Here is an 18,821-nt window from a genome sequence, read left to right on the forward strand (position 1 = left end):
CGTCCCCGGCGGGACGGGTGGTTCAGTCGGCGGCGGCCGGCGTCGCGGTCCGGTCGAGCACCCGCTCCAGCGCGCGCCTCGTGTAGGTGCCGACGAGCTGTTCGCGGAACTCCGCAGACGCCTGCAGGTCCGACATCATCATCGCGGTGTCGAGGCCCTCGCTGGCGCGGTCGGCGGCCGCCGCGATGCTGTCCTCGTCGAGCGACTCGCCCGCGAGTTCGTCCTCGACGCCCTCGAGGCGGACGCCGTGGTCCATGACGCCGTTCGCACCGACGCGAACGGTCGTCACGGTGCCGCCGTCGACCGTGGCCTGCACGCAGACACCGACCATCGCGTAGCCCGACGACGGTGACGGCTTCTTCGCGTACGCGCCGACGGCGTCGGCCGCCGACGGCACCTCGACCCGCGTGACGAGTTCGTCGGGGCCGATGTCGGTCGCGTACATCCCGAAGAAGAAGTCGTCGGCGGAGACCCGACGCTCGCCGTCCGGGCCGGTCACGACGATAGTCGCGTCCGTCGCCAGCGCCGCGCCGGGCAGGTCCGAGGCGGGGTCGGCGTGGGCCAGGTTGCCCCCGAGTGTCCCCCGGTTGCGGACCTGCGTGTCGCCGACCTGCCGGACGGCGTGGTAGAGCGCCGGCGCGTGCTCCTCGGAGACGTCCTCGGCGATGAAGTCGCTGTACGTCGTCATCGCGCCGATGCTGAGCGTGTCCCCGTCGACTTCGACGCCGTGCAGCTCCTCGACCTCGCCGATGTCGATGAGCACGTCGGGGCTGGAGAGCCCGGACTTCATCGCCGGCAGCAGGCTGTGGCCGCCGGCGAGCAGCTCCGTCTCTGCCCCGGCGTGCTCGCCCATGAGGTCGATGGCCTCCGAGACGCTCGTCGCCTCGTGGTAGTCGAACTCGTCGGGGAACATCAGCGCTCACCCCCGTGGTCCGCGTCGTCGCTACCAGGTTCCGCGCCGCCGTCGGCGGTGGCGTTGGCCTGTACCGCGCTCCACACCGATTCAGCGTCCATCGGCATGTCGATGTGGTCCACGCCGAACGGCTCCAGCGCGTCCGCGACCGCGTTGACGATGGCCTGTGGCGCGGCGATGGTGCCGGCCTCGCCGACGCCTTTCACCCCGAGCGGGTTGTGCGGGCTCGGCGTCACCGTGGCTCCGGTCTCCATCTCGGGGACGTGTTCCGCCTTCGGCACCGCGTAGTCCTGCATCGAACCGGTCATCAGGGTCGCGTTGTCGTCGTACTCGGCGCCCTCGTAGAGCGCCTGGCCGACCCCCTGGGCGATGCCGCCGTGGATCTGGCCCTCGACGATCTTCGGGTTGATCTGGTTGCCGACGTCGTCGACGGCGACGTACCGCTCGATCTCTATCTCGCCCGAGTCGGGGTCGACCTCGACGATCGCGGCGTGCGTGCCGAACGGGAACACGAAGTTGTCCGGGTCGTAGAAGCTGGTGGCCTCGAGTCCTGGCTCCATCTCGTCGGGGATGTCGTGCGCGAGGTAGGCCGCTCCTGCAACGTCGGCCATCGACATGCTCCGGTCGGGGGCGCCGGCGACGCTGTACTCGCCGTTCTCGAACTCGATGTCCTCGGGGTCGGCCTCGAGCTGGTGAGCCGCGATCTCCTTGCCCTTCTCGACGACCTTCTGGGCGCTCTTGACGAGCGAGCTGCCGCCGACGGCCGCGCTCCGCGAACCGTAGGTGCCCATCCCCTGGGGAATCTCGTCGGTGTCGCCCTCGACGACCTCTACGCTGTCGTAGGGGACACCGAGCTCGTTCGCGACGATCTGGGCGTACGTCGTGCCGTGGCCCTGGCCGTGACCGGAGGTCCCGCAGTAGGCCGTCACGGTGCCCGAGGGGTGCATCCGGACGAGGCTGGACTCCCAGAGCCCGGCCTGTGCGCCGAGCTGCCCGGCCAGCTCCGAGGGTGCGAGCCCGCAGGCCTCGATGTAGCAGGAGAAGCCGACGCCGAGGTACTTGCCCTCGTCGCGGGCCCGTTCCTGCTCCTCGCGGAAGTTCTCGTAGTCGAGCATCTCCAGTGCCTCGTCCATCGGCTTGGTGTACTCGCCGCTGTCGTAGACGACGGCGACCTGGGTCTCGTACGGGAACGCGTCGTCGGGGACGAAGTTCTGCTTGCGGAACTCGACGGGGTCCATCCCCATCTCCTTCGCGCCCAGGTGGACGAGCCGTTCGACGAGGAAGGAGGCCTCCGGTCGGCCAGCGCCGCGGTAGGCGTCGACCGGCGGGACGTTCGTGAACGCACCCTTCACGTGGCCGTAGATGGCCGGGATGTCGTACTGCCCCGACAGCAGCGTGCCGTACAGATACGTCGGGACGGCGGGTGCGAACGTCGAGAGGTACGCGCCCAGGTTCGCCATCGTGTCGACGCGCAGGCCGACGATGTTGCCGTCGTCGTCCATCGCGATCTCGGCCTTCGTCTCGTGCCCCCGGCCCGGTGCGTCGGTGAGGTACGTCTCCGAGCGCGTCGCGGTCCACTTGATTGGCCCCTCGTGCATCATCGAGCACCACGCGACGAGCGCCTCGTCGGCGTAGTGGTGAATCTTGCTCCCGAAGCCGCCGCCGACGTCGGGTGCCCGCACGCTGAGCTTGTGCTCGGGGTGGCCGAGGACCCCGGCCATGAGCAGCCGGTGGACGTGCGGGTTCTGCGTCGTCATCGCGACGTCCAGCTCGTCCGTGCCGGGGTTGTAGTCCGCGACTGCGGCGCGTGGCTCCATCGCGTTCGCGATGAGCAGCTGGTTATCCAGGTCGATGCTCGCGGTGTGGCTCGCGTCCGCGAACGCGTCGGCGGTCTTCTCGGCGTCGCCGATCTCCCAGTCGAAGGCGACGTTGTCCTCGGCGTCGTCGTGGAGCTGTTCGGCGTCGTCCGAGAACGCCTCGCTCGGATGGACGACCGCGTCGAGTCGCTCGTACTCCACGTCGACCGCGCCCGCCGCGTCGCGTGCCGTGTAGCGGTCCTCTGCGACGACGACCGCGATTCCGTCGCCCTGATGGCGCACCTTGTCGCTCGCGAGCACCGGGTGCTCGACCTGCTTCAGGCTGTCGAGCAGCCACGCCGTCGGCAGCGCGAAGGAGCCACCACCGGGTGTCTCGTCGCTGACCAGGTCCTCGTAGGTGTAGACGCCGTGGACCCCGTCCATCGCCTCGGCCTCGCTGGTGTCGACGCCCTCCAGCTTCGCGTGGCCGTACTGGCTGCGGACGACCGCCATGTGGAGCATCCCGTCGATCTGGATGTCGTCGGTGTACTCGGCGTTGCCCGTCAGTAGCGCGGGGTCCTCCCGGCGCTCGATGGCCGAACCGAGGATGTCCGCCGCGTCGACGTCGTCGGGGTCGAGCGAGTCGACGGTCACTGCTTCTCACCCCCGTCGGTCGCCGGCGTCGGGCCGTCGTCGTCGGTCTCCCCGCCGTCGGCGACGGCCGCCGGCTGCATCTGCTCGGCGGCGTTCTGGACCGCGTTGACGATGTTCTGGTAGCCCGTGCAGCGACAGAGGTTGCCCTCCAGTCCCTCGCGGATCTCCTCGCGTGTCGGGTCCGGGTTCTCCTCCAGGATATCCAGCGCCGTCATCATCATCCCGGGCGTGCAGTAGCCACACTGCAGGCCGTGCTCCTCCTGGAATCCCTCCTGGATCGGGTGGAAATCGTGGCGCGTGCCGAGGTCCTCGACGGTCCGTATCTCCGCGCCGTCGGCCTGCACCGCCAGCGTGGTACAGGACTTGACAGCTTCCCCGTCCATGCGGACGGTACAGGCCCCGCAGAGACTGCTCTCGCAGCCGACGTTCGTGCCGGTGTAGCCGAGCTCGTCGCGCAGCGCGTGGACCAGCAGCGTCCGTGCTTCGACCGTCAGGTCGTGCTCTGCCCCGTTGACCGTGAGTGTGATGTCGTGTTCAGTCATTCAGAATCAGTCGATTTCGACCGGCCCAGCACGCGGTCGACCAGGCTCCGGCCGTCGCTCTCGTCCCCGTCGGACGTCGATACCTCCCCCACGCCGAGGTCGTGGAGTTCCTCCTGTACCGAGGAGAAGAAGCGCTTGACGATGCGGTTGGCGACGGGGTTGATGACCCGCTGTCCCATCCCGGCCACCTTCCCGAACACGTCCGCCTGCGTCTCCCACTCGACGGCGACCCCGTCGCCGTCATCGGTCTCCGAGAGCGCCATCGACGACGACATCTCGAACGAGCTGTCGCCCGAACTGCCTTCGCCGGAGGCGTCCATCCGCGGCCGGTCGCGCTCGTCGATGGTGACGACCGTCTCGAACGTCGGGTTGACCGGGCCGACGCTCACCTGCATCAGCGCGGCGTAGCGCTCTCCCTCCTTGAACGCGCGCTGCGCGATGACCTCGGGGTCGTTCGTGAGCTCCCGGTCGAGCTCCGACGCCTGCTCGGCGAGTTCGTCGAAGTCGGCCTCCTCGCCTTCGACGTGCAACAGGAAGGTACAGCCCGGCAAGGACTCCTGGACGAGCACCGGGTCCGAGAGCGCGAGCCATACCTCGTCTACCGTGGTGTCTTCGAGTTCGAATGTCCCGCTGAATTCCATGTATGTGTGGTCACCTCGTGCCAGACCGTGTCAGGCCGTGCTGTGTCAAATGATAGTCCGTGACAGTAAAACAGTTACCATGGTTATGATAGTCACGGACACGCCAGACACAGGTACCGGCAGTCCGGGGTGGGTATCGTCGCACGCTCACAGGATTTAGTCGGAGTCGTCACGCTCGGCGGCGTGGCACCCGCTGGGTTCCAGCCATCCGCGCGCGACGGGTCGTTACTCGTCCAGCCAGACCGCGAGCTGGACCTCGTCGACGAGTTCGTCGTCGACGCGATAGTGGCCCTCGCGCGTCGACTCGACCGACCAGCCCGCGTCCTCCAGAAACTCGATGGCTCGCTCGTTCGTCGCCGGCAGGCTCTGGGAGACCTTCAGCAGATCCTGTTCGCGCGCCCAGTGGAGGCCGCGCTCCATGAGCGTCGAGCCGAGCCCGTGGCCACGGTACTCCTCCAGCACGCCGACGGTCAACTCGGCGGTGTGGTCCATCATCGGCGAGCTGATGGCTTCGACGTGGAGCCAGCCGACGGCCTCGTCGTTGACCGTCGCGACGAAGAACACCCGGTTCCCGCTCTCGTTGTGCCGCAGGAGTACGTCCTCGCGGGCGACCTGGTCGGCGAGCCGCCGGGCGACCGCGTAGGCGTCCTCGGCCGCTATCGTCTCGACGACCCCCACGATGCCCCCCATGTCCTCGTGTCTCGCCGGGCGGATGGTCGCCTCGAGTTCGTCGTCGAGTTCGACGGTCGACTCGTCCTCGTCCATCGGGAGCGCGACCCTGAGCTTGCCGTCGCGTTCGGTCAGGTAGCCGTCGCGCTCCAGCGCGGAGACGTGCTGCCTGAACTCCTGGAACGACATCGGCGTCGACGGCGGGAGGTTCGGCCCGGAGCGAGCGGGTTTCGAACTGGTCTCCGGCGTCACCAGCACGTTGCGGCGGACCGTCTCCGGCTCTACCGCGCCCTGTGACTCCACGTAGTCGTAGATACGTCGCCGCCGGTCGTGCTCGAACTGCTCGAAGCGACCCATGAGTTCGTGTAGCACGCTCTGCCGGATAGCTGTTCGCCCGGCACCGTCACCCAGGATCCGAATCGAGGGGCGAGGCCCCGTCCAGCCTCCCCTGTCGTACTCATCGGGGCGACCACACCACAAGAGCCGGTATCACAAGTTCCATGCCACCTCGCCGCGCAGTGGGCCGTACTCAGGTGGACACCGGCATGGAGAAACGCGAATACAGCGACGACTACCGAGACAAGACTCTGTACATCCCCGGTCCGACCGAGGTCCGCGACGACGTCATCGAGGCGATGGCGCAGCCGATGTTCGGCCACCGGATGGACCGGATGACGGACCTGTACACGACCATCGTCGAGGACACGAAGGAGTTCCTCGGCACCGACAACGACGTCGTCATCCTCACGGCGTCCGGAACCGAGTTCTGGGAGGCGTCGACGCTCGACCTCGTCGACGAGAACATCCTCGTCCCGACGTGTGGCAGCTTCAGCGAGCGCCACGCCAACGTCGCCGAGCGACTCGGCAAGGACGTCGACCGGCTGGAGTACGAGTGGGGCCAGGCGATCAAGCCCGAGGACATCCGCGCCGAGCTCGAATCCAGCGAGAAGCACTACGACGTGGTCGCGACCGTGATGAACGAGTCCTCCACCGGCGTCCGCAACCCCATCGAGGAGATCGGGGACGTGGTCGCGGAGTACCCGGACACGTACTTCGTCGTCGACGCGGTCTCCGCCCTCGGGGGCGACTACGTCGACATCGACGAACACGACATCGACGTCATCTTCGCGTCCTCCCAGAAGGCGTTCGCGATGCCGCCGGGACTCGCCATCTGTGCGGTCAGCGACGACGCCTACGAGCGCGAGGTCGAGAAGGAGACCTCGTCCTGGTACGGCGGCTTCCGGCGTACCATCGACTACTACGACCGGAAGGCCCAGACCCACTCCACGCCGGCCATCCCCATCATGCTCGCCTACCGGGAGCAGATGAAGTACATGCTGGAGGAAGGCCACGAGGCCCGCGACGAGCGCCACCGCGAGATGGCCGAATACACCCGGGAGTGGGCCCACGAGCACTTCGACATCTTCCCCGAGGCGGGCTACGAGTCCCAGACCGTCTCGTGCATCGAGAACACGCAGGGCATCGACGTCGCCGCGACCATCGAGCGGGTGAGCGAGGAGTACGACTTCGCGTTCTCGAACGGCTACGGCTCCCAGCTCGGCGAGGAGACGTTCCGCATCGGCCACATGGGCGAGCACGACGTCGACTCCATCCGCGCACTGACCGACGCCATCGAGGACGTCGCCGGCCTGTAACGGGCGATTGGGCCGTTCGACCCGCGTTCGAACGCGGGGCATCGAGGCAGGAACGACTAAACTGCAGCTCCCGAACACGTGGACGATGACCGCCCGGCACCCTCCCGGTGTGACCCACATCGACTGCCGGACCAGAGACTGACCGAACGTCTAGCTCGTCGACGACGGTGCCCTCACGCTCGTCGACGCTGGGTTGCCCGGCGACGACCGCCCACCGCGGACCCCCAGGAACGGGCTGGAAGCGCTCCACCGGCTCTACTACCACCGACTCGACCTCCCTGAACTGGACGTCGAGCCGGTCCGGGACGCCCCGCTCCCGGCGGACAGTCGCGTCGAACGCTACGAGGACGCGGACCACTACTTCCAGCACGTGACCGCGCCCACCGGCTTCTTGAGCCTCTACTTCGGCGGGAACGTCTCCGAAGCGGTGGTCGCCGACCTTGCCCACTGGGTTCACGACACGCCACCGCGGTGACCGTCGGCCACGGCGGTACCGGGAATCAGGCGACTTATCCCCGACGGAATCGAGAGACACGGACGACAGAGTGGTCTCGGACGACATTCCCGACGACGAACGCGAGGCGCTCCTGACCATCGGCCACGGCGCGGTCGTCACCTCCGGCGGCCAGTCCCTCCAGCGCGTGCTGACGACTGCGACCGAGTACGCCCTCGCACAGGGGCTCGGCCCGGTCGTCTACGGCGTCTACGCCTTCGCATGGCGCATCACCCAGCTGCTGTTCCGGCTGGTGAACTTCGGGTCGGTCGGGACGCTCCAGCGCTACCTCACCGCCTACAGCGACGACCAGGACCGGCAGGGGCGCGTGGTTGCGCTGGCTTACCTCACGACGGTGGTGGTCGGCCTCGTCCTCGCCGGCGGGCTGTTCCTCGGCGGTGACTGGCTCAACAGCAGGACCGTCTCGCACCCGGAGTTCCCGCCGACCGTCCGCCTGTTCGCGGCCCTGATACTGCTCGTCGGACTGGTCAACATCCACGCCGGCATCCTCCGTGCGATGCAGTCGGCCCGCGGCGAGGTACTGTTCAACCGGGTGCTCCGGCCCGCCGTCAGGCTGGTCGGGGCCGTCGGCGCGCTCCTGCTCGGGTCCTCGGTCGTCGGCGTCGCCGGCGCGTTCGTCCTCGGGATGGCCGGCCTCGCGCTCGTCGGGTTCCCGGTTGTCGTCTCTGCGACCGGCATCCGGCCCGTCCTGTCGGGGATTCGGTCGGAAGCCCGCCGCTTCTACAACCACTCCGGCCCCATCGCGCTGAGCAGCCTCGGCAAGGTGTTCCAGAACCGCGTCGACGTGATGCTGGTCGGCTTCCTGCTGACCGCGAGTGCGGCCGGCGTCTACAACGTCGTGCTCGTGCTGGTGTCGCTCGCGTGGATTCCCCTGCTCTCGTTCAACATGCTCCTGCCGCCGGTCGCCTCGGGGCTGTACGCCGACGACGAGATGGCGACGCTGAACGCGGTGTACTCGGCGGTGACGCGACTCATCGTGACCTGCGTCGTCCCCATCCTCGTCGTCCTGCTCGTCTACGGCGAGGCGATCCTCTCGGTGTTCGGGTCGAGCTTCACCGCCGGCTACGTCCCACTGGTGGTGTACCTCGGCGGGGTGCTCGTCGGCAGCGCGGTCGGCGCGACGGGCTGGCTGCTGATGATGACCGACCACCAGTACGCCCGGATGGGACTGGACTGGCTGCTGGCGGTGCTGAACACGCTGCTGACGTTCGCGTTCGTCCGGGAGTACGGGCTGGTCGGTGCGGCACTCGGCACGGCCGTCGCCATCGCCGTCCAGAACGGCATCCAGGTCTTTCTGCTGCGGCACTTCGAGGGACTGTGGCCGTTCGACGCGACGTTCCTCAAACCGCTCGGTGCGGGCACCGCGACGGCCGGGGTCATGTTCCTCGTCCGCGAGAGTCTCGCGGGGGTCGGTGGGGTCGTGGCCGGCCTCTCACTGGGGGCCGTGACGTACGTCGGCACCCTCGTGCTCCTCGGCGTGAACGACCGCGACCGGCTCGTCGTGGGGACGCTGGCCAGCCGGTACCGTCGGGCGATAACGACGGTCGTCGGCGAGCGCCGTTCGTAGGACAGGCGGGAAACACCCGGGACAGTGTCGCGACTCTCGGTGTAGAGATGTACGCCCGGAACACTAACGGCCGGTCTCATCCCGAGGCGGCGTGCCAAGTCGACCGGGAAACCCTCGTGCCGGGCGGGCAGTGTGCCAGCACCGCCAGATGCCGACCGGCGTGAACCTGGTCGGCGGGCCGCAGAGCGGCCGGCGCAATGTCGCGTGCCTGGGTTCTCCGCCAGTTCATCGCTCCCGAAATGGATTGGCTCGGGCGGGGACTAATGGCACGCAGGCGAGGATAGCCGGGCGACGCGGTAAGGTCTTGCGGGTCGGACGCTCAGACGGTGAACTCGTCCTCGCGGATCTGGACGAAGCCGTTCTTCAGGAGGTTCCGCTTGCGCTTCTTGTACTGGTAGACGAGCTTCAGGCCGCCGATGCCGCCGGAGAAGTTCGTCTCGATGAGCTCGCTCGCCGCGTCGGCCATGAGTTCGTTCGCGATGCCGAACGTCCGGTCCCAGTCGTCCGGCTCGTAGTCCTTCACGATGTCCGCGAAGGAGAGGTTCCGGACGAGCTCCTCGCCGATGATGTTCTTCCAGACGTCGTTGTAGCGGTGGAGCGAGTCGACCGCAGCGAGGCGGCCCGCGAGCTTGCCCGAGCGCGCGGCCACGTGGTAGCCGCCCTCGTGGAACGCCGAGGTGGTCCCCATCGCGCCGCCGGCGACGGCGACGCCGGCCCCGACGGGCGAGTCGATGGGTCGCGTCGAGGAGATGGGGTAGGTCTCGGTGCCGCCGGACTTGCCGCGGTCCTCGACGAGCGGGAAGTCCTCCTCGATGTCGTACTCGTCGCCGTACTCGATCTCGAGCAGCCGACGGATGTACTCGCCGGCGCGGGGGAGGCTGTCGTCGTCCGGCTCGAGCAGGCGGTACCCCTCGGGATGCTCGACGTCGTCGAGGGTCATCCCGATGGGCATCGTCAGGCCGATGCGGGCGATGTTCTCGTCGTTCGGGAAGATCCAGGGGTAGGCTGTCTCGCCGGGCATCCAGCCCCACCAGAACTTCAGCATGTTCTCCTCGAACACCTCCTCGGGGACGCGCCGGTGCTCCTGGTAGGCGATGTGGTTGGCCTTCGTGGAGGCCATCACGTCGGTGACGCTGCGGTCACCGGGGAGGAACTGGTCGAGCGTCGGGATGGTGACGGTTCGCTGCGGGCCGTCGGCGAGCACGAGGTACCGGGCGGCGACGTCATCGCCGTCGGCAAGGTGGACGGTGTGGCGGTGCTCCGCGTCGAGGTCGGAGTCCACGCCCCTGACGGAGACGCCGACGCGGTACTGTGCGCCCTCGTCCTCGGCGCGCTCGCGCAGCCAGTCGTCCATCCGGGCGCGCTGGAAGGTGAAGCCGAACCGGTCGTACGACGAGTCGATGCCCGTACTGCTCATCCGGGTCGTCGTGGCAGGGCCGATGAAGTCAACGCCGTCTAACTCCTGCAGGACCACGTCGTCCGGCAGCTCGGAGACGTCGAGGTCCATGAGGTCGATCCAGTAGTCGAGCATCCCCGCCGCGTCCGTCGAGTCGGGACCGAGCCCCTCGCGGTCGGCGCGCGGGACGCCCTTCTCCAGCACCACAGTGTCGGCATCGTGGTATGCCGCCTCGATGGCCGCGCTGGTCCCCGCTGGACCGCCGCCCACGATAGCTACGTCCACGTGTTCCATACCCAGACTGGTTTCATGGCGGCGTATTAAACCCCCTGAACCGCCTCGGCGGATTTTTCACGGTGCCACCCGCAGGTCGGGACATGACCGACGGAGCCGACGACACAGACGGAGCCGGAACGTCCGACAACGTGACCGTCGAGCGGAACGACGGCGTCGGGCGCGTCACCCTGAACCGCCCCGATGCGTACAACTCGCTCGACGCGGCGACCGCGCGGGACCTCCGCACCGCAGTCGTCGAACTCGCAGAGGACGACGACGTCCGCTGTCTCGTCCTCGGCGGCAACGGGCCCGCCTTCTGCTCGGGGGCCGACCTCGGCTCCTTCGAGGGCGACGAGACCGACCGCAAGCGACTCGACGCCGTGGCGACGCCGCTGCACAAGGCTGTCGAGACGCTCGCGACGGCGCCGAAGCCGACAGTGACGGCGGTGGGTGGCGTCGCGGCTGGCGGTGGTCTCGGACTCGCACTCGCTGCCGACGTGGTCCTCGCTCACGAGGACGCGCGGTTCGAGTTCACCTACACCCGCATCGGTCTCTCCGGGGACGGCGGTTCCACCTGGTTCCTCCCGCGCCTCCTCGGCTACCGGCGGGCCCGCGAGTTCGCGCTGCTCGACGAGCCCATCGCCGCCGAGGAGGCTGCCGCCGAGGGGCTCGCGACGGAGGTCGTCCCCGACGACGGGTTCGACGACCGCGTCGACGAAGTCGCACGGGAGTTCGCGTCCGGCCCGACGAAGGCCTACGCGAGCATCAAGCGACTCCTCGCACGCGGCGAGGACCGCGACCTGCCGGCGCAGCTCGCGGCGGAGAAGGACACCATCACGCGACTCTCCCGCACTCAGGACTACGCGACGGGCTACGAGGCGTTCTTCGGCGACAATGAACCCGGGTTCGAGGGACGGTAGGTCAGCCCCGCAGTTCGACGACGACGCTCTTCCCCGGCAGGCAGTCGCGCCGACGGTAGGTCGCGGCGTCGCCGGACCGGTCCAGCTCGAACAGCTCGAACGTCACGACGAGCCGGCCGTCCGTGACCGTCGCTCGACAGACGGGGCCGACGCTCGTGACCGCGACGTAGGGCGGTGCGGCGACCGGGCTTGCCTGGAGCTCGTAGCCCGCCGCCGCGACGGTGCTGGCGAGCAGACTCGGGAGCCGCTCCAGCACGCCCGATTCGCCCATGACGCCCCGGAGCGGCTCGACGACACCCGCACGGTCGGTCGGCGGCGTCTCCCACGCCCCGGCGACCTGGTCTGCGCACGCCGCGACCGCTTCGACGAGGTCGGCGTGGTCCTCGACGACGTGTGAGCGGGCACGGGCCGGGGCCTGAGAGCGCGGGTCCTCTGGTGACACTGACGGTGCTTCACCCGCCCCCGACAAGAGCGCAGCGGACCGTCGTGACCGCCGAGACAGCAGCCGACCGTCTCGCGCCGCACTGTCCGCTCGGCCCAGTCGCCCTCGCATCCTGTTCCAGGTGGACGCAGTCGCGGCGAACGCGCTCATCCCGGAGCAGAGCCTCGACATCCACGACAACGACACTGCCTGCTCGACTACGTTGTCGCCCCGTCCGTGTTCGACTACGAGGACGGGTACATCCAGGGACCCGACGGGCCGGGACTGGGTGTCACAGGTGACGAGGATGCAGTCGTCGCCGCAAGCCGGGAGCCCGACCGGCACAACCCCATCCGGCGGCGTGCCGACGGTGGCGTCACGGAGTGGTGATTGTCGGCTCGCTCAGGTCAGAAGACCTTTACGTCCACTCACGGAACGCACGGGCATGAAAAGACCCTCCAGACGACGTCTCCTCGCCGCGACGGGCGCTGCCGCTGCATCGTTCTCCCTCGCCGGCTGCTCGTCAAACTCGAGCGATGACGCCGACGACACACCGACTGGAACGGCCCCGCCCACAGACGGGACGACAACCGAAGACCCGAACACGACACAGGACACTGGCGGTTCCGGCGAGCCGGTCGGTGCCGATCAGCTCCGCCACTGGGTGCCGGTCAATGGGGCGTACGAGTTCGACGTCCAGGCGGCCGTCATGTACGATGGAGATCTGGAAGCTATTCGAGAGTACGAGAGTGATTTCTACACCGGAACGTACGACCAAATCTCGCAGACTCTGCTCGGACCGGCACTCTCGAGTATCGTCCCGCCCGAGAACCGCCGGGATGTCGTCCAGATTGCGACGGCGGCCACGGTCATCGCGGAGACCTCGATGGGCAACGATGAGCTCGGGACCGCACTCACCGACGCCGGACTCTCCGAATTCAGGACCGAGGGCGACGCGACACTGTATGAGGGCGAATTGAACGGAAACCCGACGGCCGCGGCTGTCGTTGAGGGCGTCGTCGTCCAGTCTTTCGGCTCGAACGCCACGACCACGGTTGAGACGGTTCTCGGCGCCCGATCGGGTGAGGTCGGCCGTTTGGTAGACAATTCGACCGCTGTGAGCCAGGTTTTCGGTGCTATCGGTGACGACGAACTCACCGTCCTCACCGAGCGCGCCGAGGACTCGCCATCAGGCGACCCGTCGCTTGACGGTGCGACCGCGCTCGGCTACGGCTGGGAGTTCGGCTCCGACAGCGCCGGCCTGACGCTCGCAGTTACATTCGGTAGCGTGGACCAGGTTGGTGACCCTTCCGCAGTCGCCTCCTACTTCGGCGAGCAGGACGGCTTATCCGACTACGAAAACATCCAGAGCTCAGCCGACGGAAATCTCGTCCTCGTAACGGGTAGCATCGCGACGAACGAGTTCGACCTCCTCGCCGCTGGTACGCCCGGTGAATCGGGTGGCGGGGGCACGACGGCCCCGCAGGTGCAGTTCGCCTTCGAGTTCACTAGCGACACCATGACCGTGACCCACGAGGCGGGTGACACGATACAGGCATCGAACCTCACGCTCATCGTCGGCAACGGTCAAGCCAGCACGCAGTTCGTCGACGAGTACGAGGAAGTCACCGCTGGCGACAGTATCCCTGTTGACATCTCGAACACAGACAGCGGTAGCCAGGTCGCGCTCGTCTGGAGCGATGGACAAACCAACTCGATTCTCGCTCAGACACAGGTCCCCTGAGTCGCTACGCTGATCCGGGAAACAGTGTGTTTTTTACGCACTTATCTGCTTTAGTACAGTATGCAAAGGCCCTCCAGACGAGAAATACTCGCGAGCGTCGGGGCAGCCGGCGCGACGGTCGCGCTCGCGGGCTGTCTCGACGACACCACCGACGCGCCACCGGCCAGCGAGTTCCGGCGCTGGCTCCCCGCACCGTCCGTGCTCCGAGCTGGCGCCGTCACCCTGTACGATGCTGACGTGGCCGCCGTCGGGGAGCATCGGGACGCGATGGTGCCGAGTACGTTCGGTAACCTCGTCGAGACAGTTCTCACCGGGCCCTTCGCCCAGTACCTCGAGATAGAGCACGTCCGGGAGGTCGTCCAGCTGGCCCAGGAGCGGGTCGTGCTGGTCCGGACCGACCGTTCCGATGCAGCGCTCTCCGAAGCGCTCACCGACGCCGGACTGTCCGAGGTCGCCACGTACGGCGACGTGCCGCTGTACTCACGGCGCGCCGAGCCACCGACGACGACGCGGATGGACTCACCCGAGGCTGACGACCCGGACTCGGCGACGGTGACGAGGAGCACCGACGACACAGCTGCGGCGGGAGGGCCGTCGAGCGCGGCGTGGCCGGAGACCGTCGCCGTGGTCGACGGTGTCCTCGTCCAGGGAGCCGACGAGCCCGGTCGTGACAGCGTCGAGACTGTTCTCGACGCCCGGAAAGGCGAGGCTGACAGGCTGCTGGAGACGAGTGACACCCACGGGACGCTGTACGACAGGATAGGCGAGAGCAACGTCCGCGCGGTCGGCCCGCCGGTGGTGGGTGCGGAACGGAACTCTCTCCCCGGCGTCACCGGCCTCGCGTTCACCTGGGAAGTCGGAGCGGCGACGACCGGGTTCGCCGCTGTCTCGACTTTCCGTGACGGCGAGGCACCGACCGCCGAGCAGTTCGCGTCGTTCGTCCAGTCGAAGCTCCCGACGGACCGGTACGAGGCGTTCGAACCGACCGCAGACGGGCACGTGCGTACCGTCACCGCGTCGGTCCCCACCGACCGGTTCGCCCCCTTCTCGAGCGGTGCCCCGGAGGACTCGGACGGTGCTCCCGTCATCGAGTTCGAGTTCGACTACGACATGGACGCCGGGACGGTGACTATCGCCCACGGTGGCGGTGACGCGGTCGCTGCGGAGCGCCTCCGCGTGGACGTCGCCCGTTCGCGTGCCGACACCCAGTTCGCGGACGAACACGGGACGTTCGCGGCGGGTGACGCCATCACCGTCGACATCGCCGACGCCGATGCCGGTGCGGAGGTGACGGTGATATGGACGAGCGCGGATGGCGACGCGGCACAGATCGTCGCCGAATCGACCGTTCCGGAGTCAGCTGTCGACGTGGACTGACCGGGAGAGGGAGCGACGGATAGCAGGTTTTTACACTCTCTCAAGAAGTGAATTCTGTATGCGCAATCCCTCCAGGCGACGACTACTCGCTGGCTTCGGTTCGACGACCGCAGCCCTTGCCTTCGCTGGCTGTCTCGACGACGACAGTGGCGACGACAACACGACAGGGACGCCGACTGCACAGCAGACGACCGCGAGCGAAGACGCCGGACCGGTGCCCGCGCTCGTGGACTGGGTCCCCACGCCCGACGCACTCGAGACCGAGTCCGTCGCGTTCTACCACACCGACCTCGCGGCGCTCCGCGGGATGCGGGACTCGCTCACGGCGGGCCTCTACGACAGCACGGTCCGTGGGATGGTGACGGGCGGACGGGACCCCATCGTCCCGGCCGAGCGACTGCAGTCGGCGATCGCCATCCAGAACGTGCGGACGGTGGTCGTCCGGACGGACATGGACAGCGAGGAGCTGAGGAGTGCCGTCGTGGACGCGGGCTTCGAGGAGGACGGGACCCACGGCGAGGCGACGCTGTACATGGGAATCGACGACGGAGGGAATCGGTCCCCCACGACGCTGGCGGTCCGCGACGGCATCATGGCACGAGGACCCGGTAACAGCGTCCGGACCGTCGTCGGCGCCGCGGCGGGTGACCAAGCCCGGCTCACCGATGAGACCGACGACGTGGCCACGCTGTACGAACGGACTGCGGACGCTCACGTCCGCGTCCTCGGCACGGACCCGGCGGCCGCGACCGGCGGCGGGGAGAACCTGCTCTCCGGAGCGGAGACGCTCGTCTACGCCTGGGAGCTCGGGTCGTCCGAGACGACGTTCACCGCCACCGCGGTCTACCCCGGTGGCTCCGTTCCGGCGACGTCAGACTTCGTGACGTTCGTGGAGGAGGAAGCGACCCCGGCTCACTACAGTGGTTTCGAGGGCGCAGTCGACGGGCGTATCGTGACGACGACCGGCACGCTTGCCACCGAGGAGTTCTCGGTGTTCGGCGGTGGTGGGAGCAACACCGGCTCGAGCGACACCGGGGCGCCACAGGTCATGTTCGGCTTCGACTACGACGAGGCTGCCGAGACGGTGACCATCGTCCACGAGGGTGGGGCCTCGGTCGAGGCGAGTCGACTCACCGTTGAGATGGACGGGGAAGACGGGTCTATTCCGTTCGGCGAGAACGGTGAGACGATCACCGCGGGCTCGTCGGTCACGGTCGACGTCAGCGGCCTCGCCCGTGGCAATTCCGTCCGGGTCGTCTGGACCGGGCCGGACGGGTTGAGACAGGTGATCGGAAGGTTCACACCGAACTGAGGCCACCGTGGAATCGGTCGGTCTCGGGCTTCGAGAGAAAGCGGATCGCTACCGTCTCAGAGCACGATGCTCTTCTTCCGCATGAACGCGTGGATGGAGGCGTCGATGCCCTCGCGGCCGATGCCGGAGTCGCGGTTCCCGCCGAACGGGATGTCGCCGAGTCCGTGGCTCGGAGCGCCGTTGATGCGGACCGCGCCGGCGTCGATGACGTTCGCGAGCCGCATCGCGCGGTCGTAGTCACCGGTGAAGACACAGGCGTCGAGCGCGAGGTCGCCGCCGTTGGCGATGTCGACGGCCTCGTCCTCGTCGGCGACGGACGTGACCGCACAGACCGGGCCGAACTGCTCCTCCTGCAGGATGCGGGCGTCGTGCGGGACGTCGGCGAGCAGCGTCGGCTCGTAGACGAGGCCGTCGCGGCCGCCACCGCGGACGAGCGTCGCACCCTTGTCGAGGGCGTCCTCGACGAGCTCTTCGACCCAGTCCGCCTGGTCCTCGGAGATGAGCGGCCCGAGGTCGGTGTCCTCGTCGAAGAGGTCGCCCTGCGTCCAGTCGTCCATGGCGTCCTCGATGCGGGCGACGAGGTCGTCGTGGATCTCCTCGTGTGCGAGGACGCGAGAGACCGCGGAGCAGCGCTGGCCGGCGTACTTCAGGGAGCCCTTCGCGGCTGCCGCGGCGGCCTCGTCGAGGTCCGCGTCCGGGAAGACGAGCTCTGGTGCGTTGCCGCCGAGCTCCATGTGCAGGTTGACCATTCCGGACTCGTAGGCGACGTGCTTGCCGGCCCCCGAAGAGGCGGTCATCGCGATGGCGTTGACGCGATCGTCGCCGGCGAGGACATCGCCGATCTCGGAGCCGCGGCCGGTGACGAGATTGATTGCACCCTCCGGCACCACGTCCCGCATCACGTCGGCGAGGATGGCTCCGGCGACGGGCGTCTTCGTCGCGGGCTTGAGCACGATGCTGTTGCCCGCCGCGAGGGCCGGCGCGACCTGGAGCGCGGTCGTCGCGAGGGGGTAGTTGTACGGCGTGATGCAGAGTACGGTGCCGACCGGCTCGTGCTTCACGACGGCCTCCCAGCCCTCGTGTCCGCTGGTGGTGCCCTCGCGGAACTCGCCTTTGATGTGGCGGATCTCCTCTGTTGCGCGGCGGAAGCGCTCTGCGGCACTGCCGACCTCGCCACGGGCGCTGGAGATGGGCTTGCCGGCCTCGCGGACGATGACCTCCGCGATCTCCTCTGTCCGGGCTTCGAGTCGGGTCGCGATCTCCTCGCACCACTCACCACGCTCGACGATGGTCGTCTCCCGCATCGTCGCCTCCGCGCGCTGGGCGGCGGCGAGGGCGTCCTCGGCCTGCCCGGGGGTGGCTGCGACGACCTCCGCGAAGTGGCCGCCGTCGGCGAGGTCTGTGACCGGAATGACGTCTGCGCCGTCGACCCACTCGCCGTCGACGAGCAAGCGTTCCTTTCGCTGTGCGGTTCTGGTAGCCATACACAAGGCATGGACTCCGCAGCACAAAAATTTACTCATGGGTGAATAAAGGGGTTAAAGGCGGCAGTAAAGAATCGAGTCTTGGTCGAGAGAGCACCACTGGTCTCAAAGTGGGAAACTGAGTTTAGGATAGCCAAAGAATTGTTTTCCACGTGTGAAGTTTTAAGTGGGTAGCGACCGAAGCTATGGACGCAATGAGCACACAGAAGACGGTCCTCCAGGAAGCTGGCACGGTCGAAGAGAGTTCGCTACGGCTGGACGTCGAGAAGGCCGAACAGATCATCGACGCACTGAACACGGACCTGGCCGCCACGTACACGTTCTACCATCAGATCCGCAAGCACCACTGGAACGTCGAGGGCGCGGAGTTCCGCGACCTCCACATCTTCCTCGGTGAGTTCGCCGAGGACCTCGAAGCGGCCGCCGACGAGCAGGCCGAGCGGCTCCAGGCCCTCGGCGGCGTCCCGGTCGCCGGGATGGAGGCCCTCGCGGAGCGCTCGCCCGTCGAGCCCGAGGACGAGGACGTCTACGACATCCGCACGTCGCTGGAGAACGACCTGGAGATGGGCGGCGAGATCATCGAGACGATGCGCGAGCACATCGAGGTCGCCCAGAACCTCGGCGACCACGCGACCGCACACATCCTCCGCGAGGAGCTCACCGAACTGGAGGAGAACGTCCACCACATCGAGCACTACCTCGAGGACGACTCGCTGAAGCAGTAGGCCGGTACGACCCGGCGGTAGAACAGCGCGTTTTCCCGTTATCGCTCGACGGCGACCGTCAGGTCGGTCGCGATCCACGCGTCGTTGTTGTCGTCCTCGGAGAAGACGACCTTCCCAGGTGCGGTCTCGTTGGCCCTGACGACGGTTTCTTCGGTGGATTCCTGACGCGGCGTTTGACTCATCACCTGAGATTAGGTGGGCCTAAAGCAATAATG

At 67.9% G+C, this 18,821-nt stretch carries 17 protein-coding genes and 1 pseudogene; 9 read left to right on the forward strand and 9 right to left on the reverse strand.

What is annotated here, in order from left to right; all coding sequences use genetic code 11:
* Window positions 1-22: 22 nt before the first annotated feature.
* From NO978_RS00960 to NO978_RS00980, 5 genes are all read right to left on the reverse strand, one after another.
* The gene (locus NO978_RS00960) at window positions 23-913 is read right to left on the reverse strand and encodes a xanthine dehydrogenase family protein subunit M (RefSeq protein ID WP_257297638.1); all 891 of its coding nucleotides are present in this window, start codon (window positions 911-913) and stop codon (window positions 23-25) included.
* Window positions 913-3,363 (reverse strand): xanthine dehydrogenase family protein molybdopterin-binding subunit, encoded by a 2,451-nt coding sequence (locus NO978_RS00965; protein ID WP_257297639.1) that lies wholly within the window; start codon window positions 3,361-3,363, stop codon window positions 913-915. The genes NO978_RS00960 and NO978_RS00965 overlap by 1 nt, the downstream gene beginning before the upstream one ends.
* Entirely contained in the window at window positions 3,360-3,905 is a 546-nt protein-coding gene (locus NO978_RS00970) for a (2Fe-2S)-binding protein (protein WP_257297640.1), read from the reverse strand. The genes NO978_RS00965 and NO978_RS00970 overlap by 4 nt, the downstream gene beginning before the upstream one ends.
* Complete coding sequence (locus NO978_RS00975) at window positions 3,902-4,546, reverse strand: CoxG family protein (RefSeq protein WP_257297641.1); 645 nt, start codon at window positions 4,544-4,546, stop codon at window positions 3,902-3,904. The genes NO978_RS00970 and NO978_RS00975 overlap by 4 nt, the downstream gene beginning before the upstream one ends.
* A gap of 225 nt (window positions 4,547-4,771) precedes the next feature.
* Window positions 4,772-5,572, reverse strand: coding sequence for a GNAT family N-acetyltransferase (locus tag NO978_RS00980; RefSeq protein ID WP_257297642.1), 801 nt, complete (start codon window positions 5,570-5,572; stop codon window positions 4,772-4,774).
* A 188-nt stretch (window positions 5,573-5,760) separates the two neighbouring features.
* Between NO978_RS00980 and NO978_RS00985 the strand changes: the two genes are divergently transcribed.
* The 3 genes from NO978_RS00985 (at window position 5,761) to NO978_RS00995 (ending at window position 8,951) form a co-directional block, all read left to right on the forward strand.
* On the forward strand, window positions 5,761-6,870 hold the full coding sequence (locus NO978_RS00985) for an alanine--glyoxylate aminotransferase family protein (RefSeq protein ID WP_257297643.1): 1,110 nt from the start codon (window positions 5,761-5,763) through the stop codon (window positions 6,868-6,870).
* Between the two features lie 193 nt (window positions 6,871-7,063).
* Window positions 7,064-7,345 carry a hypothetical protein gene (locus NO978_RS00990; protein WP_257297644.1) on the forward strand — a complete coding sequence of 94 codons (282 nt, stop codon included), beginning with the start codon at window positions 7,064-7,066 and terminating at the stop codon, window positions 7,343-7,345.
* Between the two features lie 70 nt (window positions 7,346-7,415).
* Entirely contained in the window at window positions 7,416-8,951 is a 1,536-nt protein-coding gene (locus NO978_RS00995; RefSeq protein ID WP_257297645.1) for an oligosaccharide flippase family protein, read from the forward strand.
* 319 nt (window positions 8,952-9,270) lie between these two features.
* Here the strand turns inward: NO978_RS00995 and NO978_RS01000 are convergent, their stop codons facing one another.
* A complete protein-coding gene (locus NO978_RS01000; protein WP_257297646.1) occupies window positions 9,271-10,641 on the reverse strand; it encodes an NAD(P)/FAD-dependent oxidoreductase in 1,371 nt (456 codons plus the stop codon).
* A gap of 83 nt (window positions 10,642-10,724) precedes the next feature.
* On the opposite strand from NO978_RS01000, the gene NO978_RS01005 reads away from it, so the two are divergent.
* Window positions 10,725-11,543, forward strand: coding sequence for an enoyl-CoA hydratase/isomerase family protein (locus NO978_RS01005; protein WP_257297647.1), 819 nt, complete (start codon window positions 10,725-10,727; stop codon window positions 11,541-11,543).
* A gap of 1 nt (window position 11,544) precedes the next feature.
* Here NO978_RS01005 and NO978_RS01010 read toward each other — a convergent pair whose 3' ends face one another.
* Window positions 11,545-11,985, reverse strand: a complete 441-nt coding sequence (locus NO978_RS01010; protein WP_257297648.1) for a hypothetical protein — start codon at window positions 11,983-11,985, stop codon at window positions 11,545-11,547.
* Window positions 11,986-12,056: 71 nt separating this feature from the next.
* On the opposite strand from NO978_RS01010, the pseudogene NO978_RS01015 reads away from it, so the two are divergent.
* The 4 genes and pseudogenes from NO978_RS01015 to NO978_RS01030 form a co-directional block, all read left to right on the forward strand.
* Window positions 12,057-12,354 (forward strand): annotated as a pseudogene (locus NO978_RS01015) (enolase C-terminal domain-like protein); the annotation flags it as partial.
* Between the two features lie 55 nt (window positions 12,355-12,409).
* Window positions 12,410-13,708 carry a hypothetical protein gene (locus NO978_RS01020; protein ID WP_257297649.1) on the forward strand — a complete coding sequence of 433 codons (1,299 nt, stop codon included), beginning with the start codon at window positions 12,410-12,412 and terminating at the stop codon, window positions 13,706-13,708.
* 60 nt (window positions 13,709-13,768) lie between these two features.
* A complete protein-coding gene (locus NO978_RS01025; RefSeq protein WP_257297650.1) occupies window positions 13,769-15,085 on the forward strand; it encodes a hypothetical protein in 1,317 nt (438 codons plus the stop codon).
* Between the two features lie 58 nt (window positions 15,086-15,143).
* Window positions 15,144-16,397 (forward strand): hypothetical protein, encoded by a 1,254-nt coding sequence (locus tag NO978_RS01030; RefSeq protein ID WP_257297651.1) that lies wholly within the window; start codon window positions 15,144-15,146, stop codon window positions 16,395-16,397.
* A 56-nt stretch (window positions 16,398-16,453) separates the two neighbouring features.
* On the opposite strand, the gene NO978_RS01035 is transcribed toward NO978_RS01030, so the two are convergent.
* A complete protein-coding gene (locus NO978_RS01035) occupies window positions 16,454-17,881 on the reverse strand; it encodes an aldehyde dehydrogenase (protein WP_257297652.1) in 1,428 nt (475 codons plus the stop codon).
* A 194-nt stretch (window positions 17,882-18,075) separates the two neighbouring features.
* Here NO978_RS01035 and dpsA point away from each other — a divergent pair, with 194 nt between their 5' ends.
* Window positions 18,076-18,606 (forward strand): DNA starvation/stationary phase protection protein DpsA, encoded by a 531-nt coding sequence (dpsA, locus tag NO978_RS01040; protein ID WP_257297653.1) that lies wholly within the window; start codon window positions 18,076-18,078, stop codon window positions 18,604-18,606.
* A gap of 38 nt (window positions 18,607-18,644) precedes the next feature.
* Here the strand turns inward: dpsA and NO978_RS01045 are convergent, their stop codons facing one another.
* Window positions 18,645-18,788, reverse strand: coding sequence for a hypothetical protein (locus NO978_RS01045; protein ID WP_257297654.1), 144 nt, complete (start codon window positions 18,786-18,788; stop codon window positions 18,645-18,647).
* Between the last annotated feature and the right edge of the window lie 33 nt (window positions 18,789-18,821).

The organism is Haloarchaeobius sp. FL176 (assembly GCF_024609245.1).
Lineage (GTDB): Archaea > Halobacteriota > Halobacteria > Halobacteriales > Natrialbaceae > Haloarchaeobius.